21 protein-coding genes, 3 tRNA genes, 1 rRNA gene, 1 other RNA gene and 1 pseudogene are annotated in these 20,606 nt (G+C 51.7%); 11 read left to right on the top strand and 16 right to left on the bottom strand.

All coding sequences use genetic code 11. From position 1 onward, the window contains the following. Window positions 1-115: 115 nt before the first annotated feature. The 5 genes from QXU03_05190 (at window position 116) to QXU03_05170 (ending at window position 3,322) form a co-directional block, all read left to right on the top strand. Window positions 116-736, top strand: a complete 621-nt coding sequence (locus tag QXU03_05190; GenBank protein MEM2171127.1) for a transcription factor TFIIE — start codon at window positions 116-118, stop codon at window positions 734-736. Beyond that, window positions 729-1,712, top strand: coding sequence for a DNA cytosine methyltransferase (locus tag QXU03_05185; protein ID MEM2171126.1), 984 nt, complete (start codon window positions 729-731; stop codon window positions 1,710-1,712). The genes QXU03_05190 and QXU03_05185 overlap by 8 nt, the downstream gene beginning before the upstream one ends. After that, entirely contained in the window at window positions 1,709-2,191 is a 483-nt protein-coding gene (locus QXU03_05180; protein ID MEM2171125.1) for a RecB-family nuclease, read from the top strand. The genes QXU03_05185 and QXU03_05180 overlap by 4 nt, the downstream gene beginning before the upstream one ends. Window positions 2,192-2,219: 28 nt before the next feature. Further along, the gene (locus tag QXU03_05175) at window positions 2,220-3,218 is read left to right on the top strand and encodes an FAD-dependent oxidoreductase (protein MEM2171124.1); all 999 of its coding nucleotides are present in this window, start codon (window positions 2,220-2,222) and stop codon (window positions 3,216-3,218) included. Between the two features lie 30 nt (window positions 3,219-3,248). Continuing rightward, window positions 3,249-3,322, top strand: a tRNA-Ile gene (locus QXU03_05170). Window positions 3,323-3,334: 12 nt separating this feature from the next. Here QXU03_05170 and ahcY read toward each other — a convergent pair. Continuing rightward, window positions 3,335-4,594, bottom strand: a complete 1,260-nt coding sequence (gene ahcY, locus QXU03_05165) for an adenosylhomocysteinase (protein MEM2171123.1) — start codon at window positions 4,592-4,594, stop codon at window positions 3,335-3,337. Window positions 4,595-4,686: 92 nt separating this feature from the next. Between ahcY and QXU03_05160 the strand changes: the two genes are divergently transcribed. From QXU03_05160 to pyk, 4 genes are all read left to right on the top strand, one after another. Further along, window positions 4,687-5,238, top strand: coding sequence for a hypothetical protein (locus tag QXU03_05160; protein MEM2171122.1), 552 nt, complete (start codon window positions 4,687-4,689; stop codon window positions 5,236-5,238). Window positions 5,239-5,334: 96 nt separating this feature from the next. After that, the gene (locus QXU03_05155; GenBank protein ID MEM2171121.1) at window positions 5,335-5,577 is read left to right on the top strand and encodes a 30S ribosomal protein S17e; all 243 of its coding nucleotides are present in this window, start codon (window positions 5,335-5,337) and stop codon (window positions 5,575-5,577) included. Beyond that, window positions 5,570-6,046, top strand: coding sequence for a hypothetical protein (locus tag QXU03_05150; protein MEM2171120.1), 477 nt, complete (start codon window positions 5,570-5,572; stop codon window positions 6,044-6,046). The genes QXU03_05155 and QXU03_05150 overlap by 8 nt, the downstream gene beginning before the upstream one ends. 247 nt (window positions 6,047-6,293) lie before the next feature. Beyond that, window positions 6,294-7,733 carry a pyruvate kinase gene (pyk, locus tag QXU03_05145; protein ID MEM2171119.1) on the top strand — a complete coding sequence of 480 codons (1,440 nt, stop codon included), beginning with the start codon at window positions 6,294-6,296 and terminating at the stop codon, window positions 7,731-7,733. Here pyk and QXU03_05140 read toward each other — a convergent pair. The 13 genes from QXU03_05140 to QXU03_05080 form a co-directional block, all read right to left on the bottom strand. Further along, window positions 7,733-7,834, bottom strand: a tRNA-Thr gene (locus QXU03_05140). The genes pyk and QXU03_05140 overlap by 1 nt on opposite strands. Window positions 7,835-8,162: 328 nt before the next feature. Next, window positions 8,163-8,558 carry an XRE family transcriptional regulator gene (locus QXU03_05135; protein MEM2171118.1) on the bottom strand — a complete coding sequence of 132 codons (396 nt, stop codon included), beginning with the start codon at window positions 8,556-8,558 and terminating at the stop codon, window positions 8,163-8,165. A 3-nt stretch (window positions 8,559-8,561) separates the two neighbouring features. Then, on the bottom strand, window positions 8,562-9,881 hold the full coding sequence (locus QXU03_05130) for a DUF438 domain-containing protein (protein MEM2171117.1): 1,320 nt from the start codon (window positions 9,879-9,881) through the stop codon (window positions 8,562-8,564). Window positions 9,882-10,153: 272 nt separating this feature from the next. Further along, window positions 10,154-10,873 carry a triose-phosphate isomerase gene (gene tpiA, locus QXU03_05125; GenBank protein ID MEM2171116.1) on the bottom strand — a complete coding sequence of 240 codons (720 nt, stop codon included), beginning with the start codon at window positions 10,871-10,873 and terminating at the stop codon, window positions 10,154-10,156. A gap of 29 nt (window positions 10,874-10,902) precedes the next feature. After that, window positions 10,903-12,045 (bottom strand): fructose-1,6-bisphosphate aldolase/phosphatase, encoded by a 1,143-nt coding sequence (fbp, locus tag QXU03_05120; protein MEM2171115.1) that lies wholly within the window; start codon window positions 12,043-12,045, stop codon window positions 10,903-10,905. Between the two features lie 94 nt (window positions 12,046-12,139). Then, entirely contained in the window at window positions 12,140-13,948 is a 1,809-nt protein-coding gene (locus QXU03_05115) for a ribosome biogenesis/translation initiation ATPase RLI (GenBank protein ID MEM2171114.1), read from the bottom strand. Window positions 13,949-14,100: 152 nt separating this feature from the next. Next, window positions 14,101-14,379, bottom strand: a complete 279-nt coding sequence (locus QXU03_05110; GenBank protein MEM2171113.1) for a DNA-directed RNA polymerase subunit M — start codon at window positions 14,377-14,379, stop codon at window positions 14,101-14,103. Window positions 14,380-14,519: 140 nt separating this feature from the next. After that, a 5S ribosomal RNA gene (gene rrf / locus QXU03_05105) occupies window positions 14,520-14,638 on the bottom strand. 33 nt (window positions 14,639-14,671) lie between these two features. Further along, complete coding sequence (locus tag QXU03_05100) at window positions 14,672-14,935, bottom strand: hypothetical protein (GenBank protein ID MEM2171112.1); 264 nt, start codon at window positions 14,933-14,935, stop codon at window positions 14,672-14,674. A 15-nt stretch (window positions 14,936-14,950) separates the two neighbouring features. Beyond that, complete coding sequence (locus QXU03_05095) at window positions 14,951-16,042, bottom strand: DUF1512 domain-containing protein (GenBank protein ID MEM2171111.1); 1,092 nt, start codon at window positions 16,040-16,042, stop codon at window positions 14,951-14,953. Window positions 16,043-16,101: 59 nt separating this feature from the next. Next, window positions 16,102-16,207: transfer RNA gene (locus QXU03_05090), tRNA-Ala, on the bottom strand. Window positions 16,208-16,253: 46 nt separating this feature from the next. Beyond that, window positions 16,254-17,348: a tyrosine--tRNA ligase gene (locus tag QXU03_05085; protein MEM2171110.1), complete on the bottom strand. Its 1,095-nt coding sequence runs from the start codon at window positions 17,346-17,348 to the stop codon at window positions 16,254-16,256. Window positions 17,349-17,377: 29 nt separating this feature from the next. Continuing rightward, on the bottom strand, window positions 17,378-18,064 hold the full coding sequence (locus QXU03_05080; GenBank protein ID MEM2171109.1) for a metal-dependent hydrolase: 687 nt from the start codon (window positions 18,062-18,064) through the stop codon (window positions 17,378-17,380). A gap of 72 nt (window positions 18,065-18,136) precedes the next feature. Between QXU03_05080 and map the strand changes: the two genes are divergently transcribed. Then, window positions 18,137-19,036 carry a type II methionyl aminopeptidase gene (gene map / locus QXU03_05075; protein MEM2171108.1) on the top strand — a complete coding sequence of 300 codons (900 nt, stop codon included), beginning with the start codon at window positions 18,137-18,139 and terminating at the stop codon, window positions 19,034-19,036. Window positions 19,037-19,117: 81 nt separating this feature from the next. Here map and QXU03_05070 read toward each other — a convergent pair whose 3' ends face one another. Further along, window positions 19,118-19,372: an Lrp/AsnC ligand binding domain-containing protein gene (locus QXU03_05070; protein MEM2171107.1), complete on the bottom strand. Its 255-nt coding sequence runs from the start codon at window positions 19,370-19,372 to the stop codon at window positions 19,118-19,120. 62 nt (window positions 19,373-19,434) lie between these two features. Between QXU03_05070 and QXU03_05065 the strand changes: the two are divergent. Then, window positions 19,435-19,929: pseudogene (locus tag QXU03_05065) on the top strand (DUF367 family protein). 50 nt (window positions 19,930-19,979) lie between these two features. On the opposite strand, the gene rnpB reads toward QXU03_05065, so the two are convergent. Continuing rightward, window positions 19,980-20,301: RNase P RNA component (gene rnpB / locus QXU03_05060), an RNA gene on the bottom strand. Window positions 20,302-20,606 lie beyond the last annotated feature (305 nt).

The following is a 20,606-nucleotide window of genomic DNA, read 5'->3' as shown; positions in this document are numbered from 1 at the left end:
TAGAAATGTAAAGGGGTTCTATATAAGCTTTTTTAAAACACACATAAAAATGATCTTTGAGGATCTTCCGGCGACGTGGGTTTTAAGTTGATTAAACCCTAAAACAAGTATTACCATGAGTGAGGCTGAAAGTGGTTTCACTACTGACGACGGCGGTGATGCCCAGTTGAATAGTAATGCAGGAGATGGCTTTTTGGCGCAGAACGAGCCCCCACTGGAGGAAGATCTATTAAGTATCGCCAAGGTAATTATCGGAAAGCTGTACGGCGAGCACGCGAGAGCGCTCCTAGAGCACCTCGCGGAAAACGACTACGTCGCGGAAGAGAAGATAGCGGGTACCCTGGAGTTCAGGTCGAATGAAGCCCGTAAAATACTCCAAAAGCTTTCAGACGAGGCGATAGTAATACCGGACAAGGTAAGGGTCGAAAACGAGGTGCTACACATATGGCGTCTTAACAAGCCCGCACTCAAGACATTCGTACTCAACAGGCTGAAAAGAGCCCGGGAAAAGCTAGAAGTGCTGTTGAAAGGTGAAAGCGAGAACGTGATATACGAGTGTAGGTCGTGCAGACGGAGATTTCTACTCGACGACGCGTACGCGTACGGCTTTCAGTGCCCCCACGATGGGGAAGTACTCGTCGAAGTGAACAACCCCACCTCCCTTCGCACGGTTAAGGGAATTATCAAGAAACTCGACATTCTAATACTCAGAATAGAGCGGACTAAAAGTGCCTAGACAGGTTTACAGGTTCATCGACCTGTTTGCCGGGGCAGGAGGCTTCTCCCTGGGATTTCACTTAACGAGTAGGTTTAAGTCGCTACTAGCGGTCGATAACTCCAAGTTCGCCGCACTAACCTATAAGGCGAACTTCCCTCACACCCTCGTCCTAGTCGAGGACGTGAAGGGGATTCCTAGAAAACTACTACTACAGCTAGTTAGGCCGGACGAGGTGGACGTCGTTATCGGGAGCCCTCCATGCGAGCCGTTCACAGGCGCTAATCCCCGCAGAGAGAAAAACCCGCTTGACCGGCTTTACGCGGATCCGCAAGGCCAACTAACGCTTCACTTCGTAGAGGTGGTCGGGCTCTATAAGCCCAGGGTTTTCGTGATGGAAAATGTACCGGCAATTATGGAAAACGGGCTTAGAGACGCGTTACTGTATGAGTTTAGAAGAGTAGGTTATAGTAGGGTGTACTTCAACGTCCTCAGAGCGGAAGAGCATGGTTCGCCCAGCCGGAGGACGCGGGTGTTCGTGTCAAACGTGCCGATCAGCCCGAGGCCGCTGAGCCGCACTATCACGGTAGCTGAGGCTCTGAGAGGGCTACCACCGCCTGGAACACCATACGTGCCAAATCACGAGCCGCCGCCAGAGTTGCCTTGGAGGAAGCTGAGAAGAGCGTCCCGGTTAAAAGCGGGTAAGGCCCTGGTGCATTACCAGGGGGCTAGCCGTTTACTACCAAACCTAGTGAAGCTAGAACCCTGGAGCTCTGCCCCACCGGTTCTCGGCTCATCCAGGTTCATCCACCCCTTTGAAAACAGGCTCTTAACCGTGAGGGAGCAGGCGAGGTTAATGGGGTTTCCAGACACCTTTATTTTTATTGGAGGAAGGGATTCACAATATAACATGGTTGGTGAAGCCGTGCCCGTGCCCCTCGCGAAGAGCGTTGCGGAGTTCGTTGCAATGCACCTCGATGAAGGTGAACACCCGTGAAAGAGCTGTACATAGTTCTCTATTCCCCCAGTAGTGTGCAGAAGCTACTGGACTTCCTCAAAACCGTATACGCCGTAAACCGTCCTGTACCGGTTATTGTCAAGCCGTTCGGCGCAGCCGCGCAGATCGGGATACCGGAAGCCCACAAAGTAGCTTACAGGCTCGGCAAGCCGTTAATAGTGCTCCCCGAGCTTGCTGATCTAAGCTACGTCTTGAGGTGTGATGCATTTTACTACTTAACCGAAGACGGTAAAGAAGTCGATTTCTCGCAACTAGTAGGCGAGGCCCTCAACAAGAGGGTGGCGCTGGTAATGGGCTCTGGAGACCGGGAGCCCAGTGGTAAAGAGCTTGAGGGATTTGAGGTGATATGGTTAAAAGGAGTCCCCACCGGCATGCCGTGTACGGCGTTAACCGGAATAATCGCTTACGAGATATTTAAATACTTGAAGCATTCCGTTGACTTAGCGGGGAAGGTGTAGCCCGGTGTTCAGGCTAAGAACGGCTACGATGGCTTTCAGGCTGGAGGCGCTCAAAGACAGGTATGACGCCATAGTGGTGGGGGCCGGCCCCGCGGGTTTAACTGCTGCTCTATACCTGGCGAGGTACGGGCTGGATTCCGTGATCGTTTCGAAAACGGTCGGCGGCTTGGTTTCCGAGGCACCGCTAATAGACGATTACCCGGGAATACCTGAAATCAGGGGAAACGACCTAGTAGACCGGTTCGCCAAGCACGTAGCGAAGTACGGCGTGCCCATAGTACTAGACGAGGTCGTAGATGTGCGCAGGGGCGGGAACGGGGAGTTGTGGTGCGTGGAACTTAAGAATAGCCAGAAAAGCCTGTGCGCATATGCAGTTATCTTAGCTACTGGCAGTGAAAAGAGAAAACTGGGTGTGCCTGGCGAGGATAGGCTTGCGGGTAAAGGAGTGTCTTACTGCGCCGTCTGTGACGGCCCGTTATTCAAGGACAAAGTAGTAGCCGTGGTAGGAGGCGGGAATTCCGCGCTCGTAAGTGCGCTTTTCTTAAGTAACACGGCGTCAAAGGTTTACTTAATACACAGGAGAAGCTCTTTCCGCGCATTTTCAGTGTACGTCAACGCGGCGAAGTCCAACCCCAAAATAGAGGTTCTAACCAGTACGGTGGTGAAAGAAATAGTAGGCCTGGAGAGGGTAGAAGGCCTTAAAGTAGTCAACGTCGAGACGGGCGAGGAAAAGCTACTGAGAGTAGACGGAGTATTCGTGGAAATAGGCTTAAAACCCTCCACGGAGTTCTTCAAGAAGATAGGAATCGAGGTAGACGAGGAGGGGCGCGCCAAGGTAAACGTAGATAGGAGTACTAACTTACCCGGAATATTCGTCGCTGGAGATGCAGCGGGAGGCCCCTACAAGTACAAACTAGAGCAGATCATAACGTCGGCCGCGGAAGGGGCAATATCGGCAGATGCAGCTGCGAAGTACGTAATAGCGGTTAAGGCGAGTCACGGTGCGACCGCGCACACTAAAATTTAAACCCTTAACAGGTCCTATTATCTAGTTGGTGGGCCCGTAGCTCAGCCAGGTAGAGCGCCCGGCTCATAACCGGGTGGTCCGGGGTTCAAATCCCCGCGGGCCCATAAAAACTACTTCTAGGAGGTACCGTGCTTCCACGACGCGAGGTATTCTATTTGTTGCTGCGTTAAAGTATCTATTTCAATACCCATAGATTCGAGTTTAAGCCTGGCAACCATCTCGTCAAGTTCTCTGGGCAGCTTCAGCACCGCTCTCGGCAACTTGCCTTTGTTTTCGAGAATGTACTTGACCGCGAGGAATTGATTGGCGAAGCTCATGTCCATGACTTCGCTGGGGTGCCCTTCCGCCGCAACCAGGTTTACGAGCCTGCCTTCTGCTAGCAGGTATAATCTCTTGTCGTTTCTCAGCCTGTACTCGGTTACGTGAGGTAGTATTTGCCTCTTCTCCACTGCGAGCTCTTCGAGGTCGGGGATCCACACCTCTACATTAAAGTGACCTGCATTTGCCAATACCGCTCCATCCTTCATTTTCTCGAAGTGCTCTCTCCTGATCACGGCTATGTTGCCTGTTGCCGTTATGAACACATCCCCCGCCTCGGCTGCCTTACTCATGGACATGACCTCGAAGCCATCGTACACAGCTTCTAGCGCTTTGATGGGATCAACCTCTACTACTATGACCCTTCTAGCCCCCAGGCCCCGCGCCCTCGTGGCTACTCCTCTCCCAACCCAGCCGTAACCAGCCACAACTACCACCTTTCCAGCTACGAGCATGTTCGTCGCTCTGAGTATGCCGTCAAAGGTGCTTTGACCGGTACCGTACCTATTATCGAAGAGGTACTTCGTGTACGAGTCGTTTACAGCTATTACAGGGTATTTGAGCAGGTTGCCTGCCTCTAGCGCGCGTAGCCTGTTTACACCCGTTGTCGTTTCCTCTGTTCCGCCAACAACCTGCTCCACGACGCTGATATACCTCTCGTGTAGCAGTGCGTGTAGGTCGCCACCGTCATCTATCACGATGTCGGGCTTGTTTTCCGCGACTTTGCCTAGGCACCAGTAGTACTCTTCCGGCGCCTGGCCTTTCCACGCGTAGACTCTTATACCCCTCGTCACGAGGGCGGCAGCCACGTCATCTTGCGTTGAAAGCGGATTACTTGCCGCAAGCACTATTTCCGCGCCAGCTTCCTTCAGCGCTAAGGCAAGAACGGCCGTTTCTTTAGTTACGTGCAATACCGCGCCTACGCGAACACCATCGAATATCCGTGTTCCCCGGTGCTTTCTCCTTAAGAGCATTAAAACGGGCATGTTCCTTTCAGCCCAGGCTATTTTCAACTCGCCGCTACTAGCCATGGACAGGTCTTTCACTTTAAACTCCACGGCGGGCCCCCCTTAGCAGTAAAGTCTACTTCTTTAATAAGCTTCTTTGACCTAACCCACACCTAGTATGGAGGCGGGGGAAGGGACTGGGCGTGACGGGAGAAGCAGAGCGCCTGCCGTTTCGTAGTAGGGTACTCAAAAGCGTGTTCGCCGCCAGGCCGTGGCTGTTCATTACAGCTAGTAGCTTGTACAGTAACCCGGGCCTAGCTATGGAGGACTTGAAAGAGCTGACAGGACTCGTAATGGATGCCCTGAAGAGGAGCATTTGGTGGTTGAAAAAGTACAGTGTTATTGAGGAGAAGGGTGGGAGATACTTCTTGAAAACCGAGTACATGAAGGCCATGGAGGAGCTTCACCGCGATCACTGCAACCTGGGCGGGGTTCACGTGCTACTACTCGATAGGGTGTACGTGGTGCTCACAGTGAGGAAGGGCAGAGTCCACTACTGGTCCCTGCCCGCCGAATACTACGAGAAGCTACTCTACTACGAAGTGCTTACAGACCACCCTTACAGTGTCGAGGAGATTGCAAGTATTCTACGTGTAGACGAGAGCACGGCCAAGAAGGTTGAAAGGCTAAGAGAGCTACTGAAACATTGCAAGACAACTCTCAGCTCCGCAGGGCGAGGTCATGCTCCCCCTTAGTGGTCGTCGCCACCGGTCTAGGCCCTGGTAGCCCAGTTTTATAAGCCTCTCTACTAATGAGCATTTAGTGGCACGTTATTGAACTAGGTGTACTACATGGGTAAGGTCAGGACAAAGCTCGTTAAGAGGATTGCAAGAGAGCTACTCGAAAAGTACCCCTACCTGTTTACGCGTGACTTTAACCGCAACAAGCTAGTAGTCGCTAAGCTAGTGAGCACGTCTTCGAAAAAACTGAGAAACCAGGTAGCAGGCTACATAACACACTTAGTCACCGTTTCAGCGAGGAGGAAGGAAGTTATCGTGACGAAACCCGAAACTGCGAGTGAGAGTGGTGCTTAGTTACGAGAATTACCGTGACGAATTACGCGTGGAGATAGGGTGGAGAGGCCTTCACCTAAGCATCTACCTTTACTACTGCAAGAACGAGACGGGAAATCTAAACAGCGAACTGCAATTACGAAAGGCCTCCCCCGCAAAGCCTATCACGCTAATTCCAGTTACGCTCGTGGAGACGCCTCTCCAACTAGTACAGGGGGCGCTTCACTACAAGTTCTACGCAGGTAGGGTTTCAAGGATTAAAAATCAAGGCCTACTACTAGCTCTTCTAATTACCGGGATGAAGCAACTGGACGAGCTAATAGAATTGTTTAGCTCGGAGCTGGAGAAGGGGGTAGACTACTACCTGGTTGGCGTTGACGCGCTGCCCGGAGACCTGGAAGGCTGTAAGGAGGTCGACGTCACGGGGGCGGAGAGTAGGTCTTTGAGAGCGCTCGTAAAAAATACTAGGCTTGCACTCTCATTGACCTAAGATCACCACTCCTCTTCCCACTCCTCCTCTTCCCACTCTTCTTCCTCCCACTCTTCTTCCCACTCCTCCTCTAGCATCCACTTCAACTTTATCCCCCAACTCGTATATTGTGCCGGTTTTTAAATATTTAAGCATTCGCGTTCGCTGTGTCCATCAAAGCGCTGGCCGTTGCGAGCAGGTGCAAAGACCGGTGCTACCCTGCACACATATAACTTAGCTCCGAGTATCTAGCTCTCGGGGCCAGCCCATGTACTTTCAAAAGGGCCGGTTGAGTAAAGGAATAAAAGTACTGGCGACTATAGGGCCTTCCTCAGCTAACATGGATGCAATAAAAGGCATGATCAGGTATGGCGCGTCCGGCTTCAGGATAAACATGTCCTTCGGGGATGCAGATACGTGGAATACTTATATAGACTACGTAAGAGGCGCGGCCTCCGAATTCGATGCAGTAATATCCCTAATGGGGGATGTACCGGGACCCCAAATCAGGAGCGGTGATTTTAAGCCCTTTAACGTCCAAAAAGGCGAGATCGTGACCTTTAGGGGTGCCAGCAGGCCCGGCGCGAGCACGGCCGAAGTGCCGGTTTCACGCAGAGAGCTTTTTGAAGTACTCGAACCCGGAGATACCATCCTTTACGGAGACGGCGACGTGGAGTTAAGAGTAATAGAGGCGGGTGGAGACTACGCAAACTGCATTGTAACCGCGCCGGGCACTTTCATACCCGGAAAGAAGGTGGTAGTACTGGGTAAAGAGGTACCACTACCCTTCCTGGACGAGAAGCAACTCGCGCTAGTCAAGTACATATGCGAGAAGAAGTTCACGTACATCGCACTGAGCTACGTGCGCAACGAGCAGGACGTACTTCTCGTTAAGGACTTGCTAAACCAGTACGGCTGTAGCGATGTGGGTATAATCTCTAAGATAGAGACGCCTAGCGGTGTGAAGAACGCGGAGCGGGTTTCAAAGGTCTCCGACGCTGTATTAATTGCACGCGGGGACTTGGGAGTCCACTTCCCCATAGAGACCGTGCCTATTCTACAAGAACAAATAACGAAGCTTGCAACGGAACTGGGTAAGCCCGTCATCATAGCCACGGACATCCTGGAATCGATGATCGAGAGCGGCAGGCCTAGTCGTAGCGACGTCGTGGGCATCTATAACGTAGTGTACAGCCTCGCCGACGCCGTTCTGTTAACCAATGAAACGGCCGTGGGTAAGCACCCGGTAGAAGCGGTTAAGTGGGCTAGGATTGTAGCGGATACGGCGTTTGAAAACATGCCAGGCGTGCTCACCGACCAGTTGAGGAAGCACATTAAGCCGCAAAGCCTACTGGAAAAGTACGTTCACGGGCTGGTTTCGTTCGCGGAGAGCTTAGAGGGATCCATCATAGCGTACACGAAAACCGGGCGCACTGTCCCCTTAATATCCAGGCTCAGACCCAGGGTTCCCGTCTACGTGGGTAGTTGGAACAGGAGGCTACTGGAGAAATACACTGTTTACTACAATGTACACCCCGTAGATGTCTCCATGCAATTAACGGAGACGGATGACTACGAAAAGGGGGTTCAAGAACTATACTTGAAGGCGAGGAGTAAGGGTTACTTGAGGCCGGGCGAAGTAATAGTGAAGTCCTACGTTAAGCCGGGGTTAAACGTTCATGAGATAAGAGTTGAAATAATAATGTAAGCCGCCGGCGGGATTTGAACCCGCGTCCACCGGCTTTCTCGACCTCGGTCTATTACGCAACCATACGAGGCCGGCGCTCCACCAGGCTGAGCTACGGCGGCCCTTATCCATGTTACCAAATCTGTAAGAATCTAATAAATCTCAACGGGGATAGTGCGCTTTACCGGTTAAAAGTGGAGTGCAGAACTAAAAGTACGTGTATCCCATGCCTAGATCAAGGGGCCGTCTTTTTGGGGTGTTGTAGCTGGTAGTTAAAAGCAGTGAGGTGTGCTACTCGGCGGTAAGCGGCCGAGGTTATAGGTCAAAGCGCCCTAAAGGACGTAATAGCCAGGCACATTAATGGACAGGCTGCATAAATAACAACGGGTAGTAGGGGTTTCTTTAAGTAACTGCCAAAAGGTTCAACGAACTCTCGGTTATGGAATAGCACTACGCTTTAACCAGGTTCTCAAATAACCCTGGGCAAATACCACACTTAGCGGGATTAATTGATTTATCTAGTGAGTAGTGCACTCCACAAGCGTATTTTCTAGCCAGTACGTATACAGTGAGCTTTACTATTTCGTAGTAAAGATCATTACCGCAGATCCCGCTGTCCACTACTTTGTTAGCTAGTTCTTCGATTCTTAAAGCAACATCCTTGATACTGGTAAAATCATGCAATCCCCTTTCTTTCTTAACGTACCTGGTAACGAGCGGAACGGATATACCTAAACACCTCGCAATACTTGACCTCGACAGCCCGCGCCTGGTTAAAGACTCAACGAGGCTTCTCTTTATAGAGGGTTCAACGTGTTTTGCAATGAGTTCAAAAACGCTTTTCAAGGCTTACAACACCATGATCTTTTTCTTTATTTCCTCCGGTTTTTTCACCACATCTGTTAAGTCCTCAACTATTTCCAGTACTCCCAGCAGCTCGCCGTTCCTGTTCTTCACGGGTACAACTATAACCCTTAGGATTCTCTCCCCCATTGCCGTCCAGAACTCCCTATACTTTAGATTTCCTTGTTTGAGTGATTCAACGTTCATCATCACGTACTTCTCGAGCCTCGGTGGATGACAGTAAAGAAGTCTTCTACCTAGTATGGTCTTCGTTCTCACGAAGCCTCTTGAGAGCTCGCTCTCGGTGTAAAATCTCACTCTATCGTTTACATCAGCATATGTTAGTTCAAGCGGTAGGTTCCTGAAGATGGCCCCGATCTCTTCTTTACTCAAGAACCCGGTATCCAGCTCTATGTCCCCTTCCCGCCTGATCCTGTAATCGTCCATATTAAGGGGCTGGTTTAAGGCCCGCCTAAACTCATCTGGTAGCTTTTCTACTTGCTCTCCGTTAATGAGAGGTGTCCACTCGTACGGGTAAATGGGCTCTGTTCCCGGCGTCCACTGTGACTCGACTACTTCAACTAGGTATCCAATCTTGCCGGCACCTTCATGTATAGCGGCCCAAGCACCTTCCGGTAATAAAGCATAGGTAGCAGGGTACAGTATCTTGTTTTCCCTGAAAACTAGTTCGCTAATTTCACGCGAGATTTCAACGGCTCTCATAGCGTGTTCGCGCATCTTATCCATGCTCGCGCCGCGTTCATCCCTCTGAATGTCCAGTAGCAGTGATCTTAACTTAACGAGAACGCCGTCCTCGCGACTCCACATCACTCGTGGAATGGCGTTAATGCCCATCCTCTCGAGGTAGGGGAAGATCAGCATCTGCACTTTCCTATAATGGATCCTGATCCCTTTCAGCTCTAATAGGGTCTGTTCAATCACCTTTAGTGCTTGTCTAGCCCTCTCCTCGTCAGTGGCGTTTAACACTGCCTGCGCGTATAGATTCAGTATTTCGGCTTTTTTCAATATCCACTCGTTCTCCCTCATCAGCAAGTCTATGGGATGCCCCTTCTTCAGCCCCCTCAACTCCCTTTTTAATAGTGATTCGCGAAACAGCTCTACGTGTAGATCACATAAACCAAGTATTTCCTGGATTTGAACGCCCTCTTTAACCAGTTGCTGTTCAGCCATAAGTATTTCGAAAGGAGATATCTTACCCAGTTCATCTTTGTACTTCTCTCTCAGTTCAAGTAAGCTCGCCCCCCTATGTATTTCCTTTAGTAGGCTTTTAATTAGCTCTACTCGACTGCTTACATTTTTTGACACGTGTCACCACCGAATGCTAACATTGATTAAGCCCCTTTTATATTTTACCTGTGTCAAAAAGCCATATCCTTTCGGGATTTCAACTATGGTTTTTAAGCCAGGACCCGGCCCTGGGTCGCCGGTCAGTGTAGCCTAATAGCCTAAGTATGCATAGAGTACAGAAAGTACGTGGAAAACCCCTAGTTACCCCATTCTAGCCCACTCCTCTACGCTAGGAAAGAGCTTACAGGGGTCCACGGTCTCCTGGCTTCGTTTCAACAGGCAACGGTGATCTACTCGCTCGCTTCTTCGAGCGCCTTTACCGCGGCCTCCGCCATTTCTCTCATTACTTGGTATACGTCTTTTGCTTTTACAATTGCCGAGGCTACCAGCACTCCTACTGTCCCTAGTTTAATTGCGACGTAGACATCTTCGCCGGTTGAGATGCCCGCTCCCGTTAGTATTTTTACCTCGCTATTTACTTCTCTAATCAATTTAACGCTATTTGTGATTACCTCGGGCTTGGCCTTACTAACGCTTATTCCCGTTCCAATAAGCTCCGGAGGCTCCACGGCCACCATGTCCGGCCTCAATACCGCTATTGCAGCCCCCGTTTCCGGGACATCTGCGCATGCCAGTACCTCTAGGTTTAGGTTACGGGCCCTTCTAATCAAGTAGTTTATGCCGGCCAAGGTTAACCGGTGCTCGCTGTGATTTATTATGACGCCGTGCACACCCAGCTCCTTCAGCCCTTCCAAGGGAGTAAACCCCGTTATGGCGCCCGGTTCCATGGGGTCCGCATGCTGCGCGTACACCTTTATGCGGGTCCCCGCGACCTCCATTAATACCCTGTAGAGCTCGGTGAAAGGGGGTGCTAGAATGATGTCTACGCTGTATTCCCTTTGAACGGTGACCGCCGCCTTCGCTATTTCGAGTGCGCGCTTGCCGAAGCTGTGAGGGTAGTATGCCTTGTAGTTGACTACTAGTACCGGGTACACGAAAAGGCCCCTCAAGGTGTAGGCTACTAGTTAAAAAGCTGACATTAAGGTGCTTCGCTCTCCTTTCTCACTACTTTGTACGCGTCCTCGGCCTTTACGAACCTGTCTTTAAGCTTCTCGAGCACGTCTGGCAGAGTCGTGTACTCCATTTCCTCGGGTCCAAGCCTATGCGGCATGAACGGCCCGTGTCGCCTCATGTACTCGGCTACTAGCTGCGCGATCCTCCTGGTTTCGTCGAAAGCTACATCGTCGAAGAGGTCTACGGGCCCTATTAACCTACCTCGAGATATGTTCCAGCCCAGCGCGATCACTCTGGGCGGGCCGTCAAACCTCGTCACTTTGGCGTACTTGAGGGGGACCGGTATCAGGGGGCCGTAGTGACTGCCCCTCATCCACCCCGCTACTAGGTGGGGAAACGCGAATGCCTCCAAGATCTCGCCAACTGCTGGGAGGCCGTGCTGCGCCCGTATGATCGCCACCGGGTCGTCTTTTCCGACGTACCTCCCAGCGATCAGGTTCAGCCTTTCTACACTTACCACAGCTGCTAATAGGTTATCGCTTTTTCTGTAAACTCTTCTGACAATGTACCTACCCGTCGTGCCTATGAGCGCGAGTATGTCGTACATCTCTTCGGGGGCCTTTATTAGCACGCTCTTACCTTCATAGACGTCATATACTTCAAACACGAAGCCAGCGTGCATTTTAGGGTCAATGACTAGCCCGGCCGTGTTGAAGGGGTCCGCGAAGATCCTGAAAACCGGTAGATTGAACGCACCGGGTTCAGTCTTGTCGGCGTGGAACGTTATTACGGGCTCCGAGGGCCTTTCTTCCATTTCGAGCTCCGCGACTCCAGGTCCGAGTCCCCGCACGTTGCCAGAAAACGCCTCCGATAAGAGGTCCTGGCCGGCCGCATAGAGCTTTAATTCACGAGCGACCTTGGCGGCGACTTTGAATGCTTCCCACGCGAGTCCATGTATATCCGGGTTATCCGGTCCCTTCGTGTGGGTCATTATTAGCTGGAGATCGTCGCCTACGTTCGTCACGTAGAAGTCTATTATAACGTCCTTTTGCTTCGCCTCGGCTAGGACCCTGGTAGCGGCCGCCAGCTGATCTGGGTGAACCACGTGGTGACCGGCAATGCTACCTACATCAGCTTTTATTATGGAGAGCGTTACGCGCTCGCTCATAGAGGCATGACACCTTATTTACAGTTAACGCGTAACGGGAATTTATAGGCTTGCATAACTTTGGGTTAGGTTTTTAAAGCACCCTATTCGAAGACTAATCAACGTGGAAGTATCTCCTCACCTGCTTCTGCTCCCTATCCAGTACGGAGCCCGGTTTATTGATCCGGGGTCTACCAGTTTCGGGGTCTCTGCGCACGGTCACGTCAAGGTAACTCAGTAGCAGGTTCAACCCCTCTCTAAGCTCCATGGGCTTAGTCGAACGCCCTTCTACCGCGGGTTCCCCCCAGAAAACCACTACCTTGTCGCTTACGTAGGTTTGAAACAACAAGTCGTGCTCCACTACGATAGAGGCCTTCTGCCTCTCTTCGACGATCCTCCTAATCGTCTTGGCAACAGCTATTCTCTCCTCTACATCCAGGTATGCTGAGGGCTCGTCGAGGAAGTAGAGGTCCGCGTCTTTCGCCAATGTTACCGCGACCGCGAGTTTCTGTAACTCGCCTCCACTCAAATCTTCGACCCTTCTATCCAGGAGCCTGTTCAGCTTCAGCCTCTTAACCAGCTCAATGTAGAGCCAAGAAGTGGGGTCTACTGTGAGGGGGGATGCCGCCTTCAGGTTGCCCGCGACCGTTTCCTCCCCGAATATTTTCGGGGAGACCTCCTGAGGTTTAATGCTCACGCTACTGGCTGAGAGAATTACTCCGCCCGTGCTAGGTTCGAGGTCACCGCTCAGTAGCCTTATGAAGGTAGTTTTGCCTATGCCGTTCGGTCCACAAACGCCTAGGACCTCGCTGACGTGCACTTCGCCTTCTTCTACGTGTAGTTTAAAGCTCGATGAGGGGTACTGGAACAACATCCTGTCCCAGGCTAGGAGCGGGTAGGGGTGCTGATCCTTCACTTCGCCCCTCACCGTTACCCGGAACCTTATCTCGCCGTCCCTTATTCTCATGTTTTCCGCTGGCAGGTACCCGCGTAAATATGTATTAATACCCATTCGGGTGCCGTAGGGTTTTGAGGCTACCCCGAACACGCCTGGTTCGCCGTATATCACTACTACGTGGTCCGTAATGTAGTCCAGGACCATTAGGTCGTGCTCGACCACCACGACGTAGTTCTTTTCGGGCTTGGTAAACTCCCTTATAGTTCTTGCAACTCGTAACCTTTCACGGATGTCTAAGTAGCTACAGGGTTCATCGAAGAAGAACGCGTTGGCGTTCTTCACTAGCACGGCGGAGATCAGGAATTTCTGTAGTTCACCCCCGCTAAGTTCAGTCACCTTCATCGTGAGCAGCCTCTCGATACCCATCGCGTTTACGACGTCCTTCAGCAACCCCGTTTCATCGGCTTTAGACAGTAGCTCCCCTACAGTACCCTTTAACGCGCGCCTCGCTGCTTCGATATACTGTGGCTTTACGACTGCCCTCACCTCTCCACTAGCTAGCTTACTCAAATATGCCTGGACCTCCGTGCCACGGAAAGCCTTTATTATTTCATCCCATTCAGGGGGATTACTCAACCTGCCTAGATTAGGCTTTAACTGACCCGATAGGATTTTTATGCTCGTAGTCTTGCCAGAACCGTTCTGCCCAATGACGCCTAAGATCCCCCCGGCTCTGGGCGCTGGAAGGCCATATAGCTTAAACATGTTTTCTCCGTACCTATGCATGAGCAATTTTTCCAGCTCATCGGGTACGTTAACGATTGAGATGGCGCTGAAGGGGCACTTCTTGACGCAGATACCGCAACCCACGCACACGTCTTCGTATATTACTGCGCGGGTTCTGTCCTCCGAGAGTTCCACCGCCTTCTTCTTCCTACTCCTGTTAACTGGGCAGAACCTAATACACTCCGAGTTGCATTTATTGGGTTTACAGTAGTCTCTATCGATTACCGCGACCCTGACCAATGAGGGCACCCTTTACCCGTGTACGCCAGCACTACCTCCAGGTAGCGGCAATCGGGATTAAAGATAATAGGCTTTTAAGCGAAGAGATTACACGATGATGTGTGGTGACGGCACTGATTTGTGAGGAGGCCGAGAAAACTGATCCCAGTGAACTACTCCTCCGACTCGCTCGATTCACGCTCGAATTCCTCGAGAAAGATCTCATAGTATTCGCTAAGCATCTCCCGTTCTTCGGGCGTGAGCTTCGTTTCTTTAGCCTCACTTGCAACGGCCGTCGCAACCCTCTTAGTTGACTCAACCTGGTATGTCATCTCATACTTCTTCTCCTTCTCAAGCGTTTCAAACCCGCACCGGTTACACTTCAAGTAGACTTTGTTATCTTTCTTAGTCGGCACAAGTATAGAGCCACATTTCGGGCAGAACTTAACCATGGGCTCACCGGCACACTCCCATACATATGCTTTAAAAACGGCTTATAAACACTTCACCCGTAAGCCACGTTAAGGCGTGGACCTGTCTCGGCCCCGCGATGGGATTTCACAAACCATCAGAATGGCCGGGAAGTGGCGCCCGATCCCAGCTCAGGGCGGCTGCGAGGCCTCGCGGACCTCACGGCCGCCCTGACGTGGCCGGCTTAACTTCCGGGTTCGAAATGAGACCGGGTGTTACCCGGCCACTGTGGCCGGGTCGGGCGCCAGGCTTTTAATAGCACTAAATGGGTTTTTAAAGTTTGCCCCGTTCTACGGCGTATATTCCTTTTAGCTTAAGGTCCTCACCGCACTGGGGGCACTTGCCTTTCACTAGCCCTATGAAGTCTCCCGGTTCGAAGTCCTTTTCCACCCTGTAGTTGCACTTTACGCATACTAAGAGCTCTCTGACGACGTACACCGTCTTACGGGGTCTTCGACTATAAGACTCGTACACTAGGTAGAGCACAATTATCAGGAACAGTATGATGGCGATTACGCTTGTGTAGTCTTCTGGCATCGCCCCATCCCCCGCTCAGCCCGGTATACCCATCGTGTTGCCTATGCCCGCGACGATGATCGTCGCGTTGTTGGGGGTCGTCTCCTCGATTATTTTTTCGAGGTACAGTACCGCGCGCTCGCACGCCTCGAATATCACCTTCCTCATAGTTGTAATGGCCTCCTTCAAGTCCATTTTAATTACAAGGGCCCTTAGGGGTATGTTGTACCTTGATGCCGCTCTTTCAATTGCTATCTTCTCTGGGCCCGGATCCCCTATCGCCGCGCCCACCCCTTCAGCTATGAAGCCCGACTCCTCACCTTCGAGCTTGAGGGCAGCATCTATTGTAACTATCAAGTCCACCCCCCCTTTGAGCTCGTCAACTATTTTATCTATTACAGCGCCCGGGTGGCCTACATTACTACCCGGACCTTCAGCCTTGACTATTATCAGGCGCCGCCCCCTGTAAACCGCCTCAATTATGCTCGTATCGTCCATGACCTTTCTCGACCTGATCGTGCTCTTCTCAAGTAGATTATACACTACTAGGGGCCCCGCCCCGTCGCCTATAGGCCTTCCTTGCATGAAGGCATCTAGCGCTTCGTGGTATATCTGGACCGTTCTCAGTATTTGCGGCATTAGGTACTGTAGCTGCATTATAAGGATGAAGTTGTTCTCCTTTTCACCCAGGAGAAGGTAGTGCTTTACGACCTTGTAGATCACGTTTATGGCGGCGACAACGGAGAGGGAGGATTCCACTAGGCTCCTCTCGTACCTGCCGAGGCCCGGTAGCGCGGATTCCAGCATCCTTCTCACGCTACTCTCTGCTGTACGCAGTAAGTGGTCCATCCTCTTTATTATGTCCGTAGGCTCTATCTCCACCGGCTCTATCGTAAAGAACTCTAAAACCCTGCTTAACGGGGCCTCAGGCGCCTTAACTCCCAGGTTTCTGAGCATGTTCCGTACTTTCACCTTGTCCTCTTCGAGCAGGCTGTGAATGGCGTTGAGCTTGACCTTTATTTCGAAAATCCATAGCTTGAGCTGTATTTTCTGGTTTAAGCCCGTGATGATCAGTATGAACATGACGATCCATAAAATCTGCACTATTAGTGAAAAGTCGCCATTCACGCCGGACACCGACCTAAAGGCAGATATTGGGCAAAGAATATTTTATAGGTGTTAACTAGTGGACCGGCCGGGATTTGAACCCGGGACCTCCGCCTCTCCTCGACCTCGGTATTGGTTTTAGAGACCATGCAAGGGCGGCGCTCTTCCAGGCTGAGCTACCGGCCCACCCTTTTATCTAATAAAGCCCTATAGAGGGTTTAAAACCCGTTAACTACCTAGTTATCCTCGCCTCTTTGAGCTCTTCTAGTAGCTTCACCGTTTCTTTACACGAGAACACCTTTCTCTGGATTTCACCCAAAAACCTCGCCAGGGCCTCAGCAGTTGCCGCTTTCAAATCGAGCGGGTGTAATTTGCCCTGTACGTAGAGCTCTTCTAGCTCATTCGTGCTGTGAATGTCTATTGGCCCCCCGTACTCGGCCGGCCTTTTCACGTGCAGCACGAAGCGGGGTTGCTGGAAGAGAATGTACTTGTTTATTTCAATTACGGGGTTGTACTCTAAGACCCTGGCAGGGCAGTACGCCTTCATGATCTTGGATTCGACTTCTGCGGGAGGGTCGTGCACGAATACGGCTGTCTCCGGCTTGCTTTTGCTCATTTTAACCTCGACGAGGACTTCGTCGGCCTCTCCAGCGCCTTTGACTGGGGTCTTCTTGGTGGGGCCTAGAAGCCCCGAGATTATTGGTGTGTGGATCGCGACGGGCTTCTTCAGTCCCAGCTTCTCCGAGAGGTCTCTCGTCAACATATGCGCCTTGCGCTGATCGAGGCCTCCGAGGGCTATGTCGAGGTCTAGGTAAAATATGTCAGTGACCTGCATCAACGGGTATATCAGCTTGGAGAAGTCCGTTTCCGCCTCACTCGCTGTCCTGCCCATGATCGTCAAAGCCCTCTTCACCCGGGCCAGGCTCGTTCTCTTGGCCACCCTTATTAATAACTCCCAGTACTCCTTGTTTCTCACCAGGTCCTCCGCGTCTACGAAGCGTACGCGGCCTACATCAACCCCCACTGCTTCTAGGACTTTTCTAGTATACCTGGCTGCCTTTCTAATGAGCTCCATGTTTCCTCCGAGCTTATCGTTTATGTATGCGTGCCACGTCGCCTCGAGAACGTAGAAGTCCACTCCCGCGTCTACGAGGTCCTTTACCTTGAACATCCAGATGAGCCATCCCACATGTACCAGTCCACTTGGCTCGAAGCCTATGTACCCCTTTAAGCTCCGCCCCTCTGAGAGGAGCTTTACCAGCTCCTCCATGGTTACTACTTCAACTGCGTTCCTCACCGCTAGGTTGAGCTTCTCTTCCAGCTCCATCAGCATAACCTAACACGTATTGCTGGGCTTTACGGGTATTTATAACTCTCTCCAGGTTTAAGCACTACAACCACGGTAGTAGTTTTCTCCTCCACGAGCTTCTTGAACTCGTAGGGGTCTGCTTGAATGAGAGGAAACGTGTTGTAGTGCATTGGTATGACTACCTTGGGTTTAATCATCTCCACCGCCTTGACCGCCTCCTGAACGCCCATGGTGAAGTGCCCTCCGATCGGCAACAAGGCTACGTCGGGGCCATAGAGCTCGCGTATGAGCGCCATTTCGGCAAATAGGCCGGTATCGCCTGCGTGATATAGCCTTAGATCCCTACCAATGACCACGATGCCCACGGGCGCCCCTCGCTGGCTACTGTGCATGGCGGGTGTGAGAACTATCCCTAGATCAGGTACTTTGAGCGCCCCTCCAATGTTTCCTCCAATACCCTTCACGCCACGCTCCTCGGCGTATACCGCTATTTCGTATACGCCGACTATGGGGGCGCCCGTAATTCTCGCGAGCTCTACCGCGTTACCCAGGTGGTCCCCATGATCGTGCGTGACGATGATGTAATCTACCTTTTTACCCTCATAATCCCTAAGCTTGACGGGGCTTAAGGGGTTTTCAACCCAGGGGTCTACTAGGAGGGTCTTCTGCTGCCCGTCAAGCCCCGTCAAGGTCACCTCGAAAAAGCTGTGTCCAAGGTACCTTATCACGCCCATGCACTACACCACCTACCTAAAATACTATTAAATAAAGTCCTCGTTATTTAAATACTGTCTAGGGAAGGTGGGTTGCTCGGCGAGGAAGCCATTTCGAAGCTGCTGAAAGCGGGCGAGATCGCCAAGAAGGCGCTGGAACGCGCCACCAAGATTACGAGACCCGGAGTTAGGGTTCTCGACGTAGTCAACTCCATAGAAAACTACATTAGGGAGCTTGGAGGGGCGCCCGCCTTCCCGGTTAATGTCGGGATAAATTCAGTAGCCGCGCACTACACGCCGCCGTACGGAAACAACCTCGTCATCCCGGAGAACTCCGTTGTTAAGGTGGACGTGGGCGTTCACGTTGACGGGTACATAGCCGATACCGCTGCGACGTTGGCGTTTAACCCGGTTTACGAGGGGCTGGTGGATGCGCCTAGAAGGGCGCTGGAAAGGGCGATAGAGGTAGTGCGTCCTGGTGTCAGGGCCTCCGAGGTGGGCAGGATCGTAGAAGAGGTCATTAAGTCCTCGGGGTTTAAGCCAATTAAGAACCTAAGCGGACACGGCATTGAGAGGTACAGGATACACAGTGGCTTCGTAATACCTAACTACAACGACCACCTCAACAGGCAAAAAATCGGGGAAGGGGTCTACGCGGTCGAGCCTTTCGCAACAGATGGTGCCGGGCTCGTTAGGGAACTTAACTCCATCACCATCTACGCCCTGAAGCCTACTTCGCGCCCATTACCTGCGCAGGTAAAGGACTTCTATGAAATGATCTATAGGGAGCGGCGCGAGCTACCCTTTACCACTAGGTGGTACATTCGCGGAGTGGAGGGGGCAGCGCGCGTCCAGGACATGATAAACGGCCTTAGAAAGGCCCGGTGCCTCGTGGAATATCCCGTTCTAGTTGAGAGAAATAATGGTATTGTAACACAGTTCGAGCACACTATCGTAGTAACGGAAAAAGACGTGATCGTGATAACCGCTTAGCCTGAGGATGCGAGAAAATAATCGTTTTAAGTGGAAAAATTCGGTGACCGCTCCTTTAGTTGAGCTAAACGCTCCTTGTTGCTACTTTATCTTCTCCTCGACGACGATCATCGTGACGGTCGTCCTAATGTCGGGAAGCTTCCTTATCCTGTTCGTTACTATTTCCCTTATCCTCTCGAGGGTGTCGGTTTCTATCTTTACGACGACGTCATAAGTCCCGTAAACTATGTAGGCTTCCTTAACCTCCGGGATCTTCATCAGGTCCTCGAGAACCTTGCTTTCAGCACCTATTTCAGTTTGAATTAGTATTATCGCGGCCTTCTTGTTTTCAGGCATTTACACCCCCTCGCCAATATTAGTACCTAGAAGATAATAAGCTTCACGTCGAGGGCTACACCATGGGCATTCGCGTGTACGCTATTCTCTACTATGAAGATGACCCGGGCAAGAACACGGCGTTGAAGATGATAAAGATGGGGATCGCCGAGCCCATTAACAAGAGGGGTGTTCGGGGGGCCCCTGTAGTGTTAAACCCGTTTAGCAGGGTGTACCTAGGCGCGTGGCTTAAGGAAAGGATTCTTAAACACGGCATAGTGGTGGTAGATGCTAGCTGGAAGAAGCTTAGTGCAGGGAGATTCAAGGGCATCCGAGGCCTTCACGTTAAGCTCCCTCCACTGTTTCCGGGTAACCCGGTAAACTATGGTAAGCTCTGCATGCTCTCAAGCGTAGAAGCCGTTGCAGCCGCAGTATACCTTACGGGCTTCTTGGAGTACTACGAGAAGCTACTGGGTCTCTACAAGTGGATGGCAACCTTTCACGAGCTAAACAAGGAGCTACTAGAAGAGTACTCGAAGGCCGGTAGCAACGAAGAATTAATGGAGGTAATAGCTGAGTGCTGGGGTAACGAAAACCCATGCAATATGGTAAACTCCGAGAATGGCGGAGGGGCCGGGGCGTAACCCGTGTTCTGTCTACCCGCATCTGTCTAAGCGGCCCATACCGGTCACGCGGCACCTCATCCCGGGCCCGGGCCTTACACCGCGCGGGCCGGCCGTTTCAACGCCTCCACCACGGTCCTCTACCATTTGCGACCCCCGTTACCGGGGGTTGGATGGTGTCATCGCCATCTCGTAGTGGCCGTACCGTTTCTGTGCCGTTGCCACGGGGGCTACCCGTGCCCCTTACGGGGCCGCGCTGCCGCGGGGTGCACGGAGTTTCCTCACCCTTCACTAGGGCATCTGGGCGTGAGCGGGTCCCCGGCCCCCATTTAATTGTATGTTTTACGCGTCTCTTAAGCAATTCCCCGGGGGGCACGGAGGGGGTTGTGGAGTCGCAATTGAGGGGTCGAACCCTTGGTTAAAACGAGCTCGGTGCTCTTTTCAGCACTCCCCCCTATCCTTCAACTGCGAGGTAGCCTACTACATGGCTACCATTGCCTGGTCATAGTAGGGAGATTAGGTACTTATGAAGGGTATTAGCATCCAGCTTGTTTACTGTCTATTGTGTATTCAACTTCATTATACAAACACCATCCAGTAAACGTGACTACTGCTTTTGCACTCCAATTTGG

This window comes from Desulfurococcaceae archaeon (genome assembly GCA_038845865.1).
GTDB lineage: Archaea > Thermoproteota > Thermoprotei_A > Sulfolobales > Desulfurococcaceae > UBA285.
This window is presented reverse-complemented; position numbering and strand designations above follow the sequence as displayed.

Coding starts and splice junctions, on each gene's coding strand:
- QXU03_05190 (MEM2171127.1), top strand. CDS start 116: ATGAGTGAGGCTGAAAGTGGTTTCACTACTGACGACGGCGGTGATGCC.
- QXU03_05175 (MEM2171124.1), top strand. CDS start 2,220: ATGGCTTTCAGGCTGGAGGCGCTCAAAGACAGGTATGACGCCATAGTG.
- QXU03_05155 (MEM2171121.1), top strand. CDS start 5,335: ATGGGTAAGGTCAGGACAAAGCTCGTTAAGAGGATTGCAAGAGAGCTA.
- pyk (MEM2171119.1), top strand. CDS start 6,294: ATGTACTTTCAAAAGGGCCGGTTGAGTAAAGGAATAAAAGTACTGGCG.
- fbp (MEM2171115.1), bottom strand. CDS start 12,045: ATGAGCGAGCGCGTAACGCTCTCCATAATAAAAGCTGATGTAGGTAGC.
- QXU03_05110 (MEM2171113.1), bottom strand. CDS start 14,379: ATGGTTAAGTTCTGCCCGAAATGTGGCTCTATACTTGTGCCGACTAAG.
- QXU03_05100 (MEM2171112.1), bottom strand. CDS start 14,935: ATGCCAGAAGACTACACAAGCGTAATCGCCATCATACTGTTCCTGATA.
- QXU03_05085 (MEM2171110.1), bottom strand. CDS start 17,348: ATGGAGCTGGAAGAGAAGCTCAACCTAGCGGTGAGGAACGCAGTTGAA.
- QXU03_05080 (MEM2171109.1), bottom strand. CDS start 18,064: ATGGGCGTGATAAGGTACCTTGGACACAGCTTTTTCGAGGTGACCTTG.
- QXU03_05070 (MEM2171107.1), bottom strand. CDS start 19,372: ATGCCTGAAAACAAGAAGGCCGCGATAATACTAATTCAAACTGAAATA.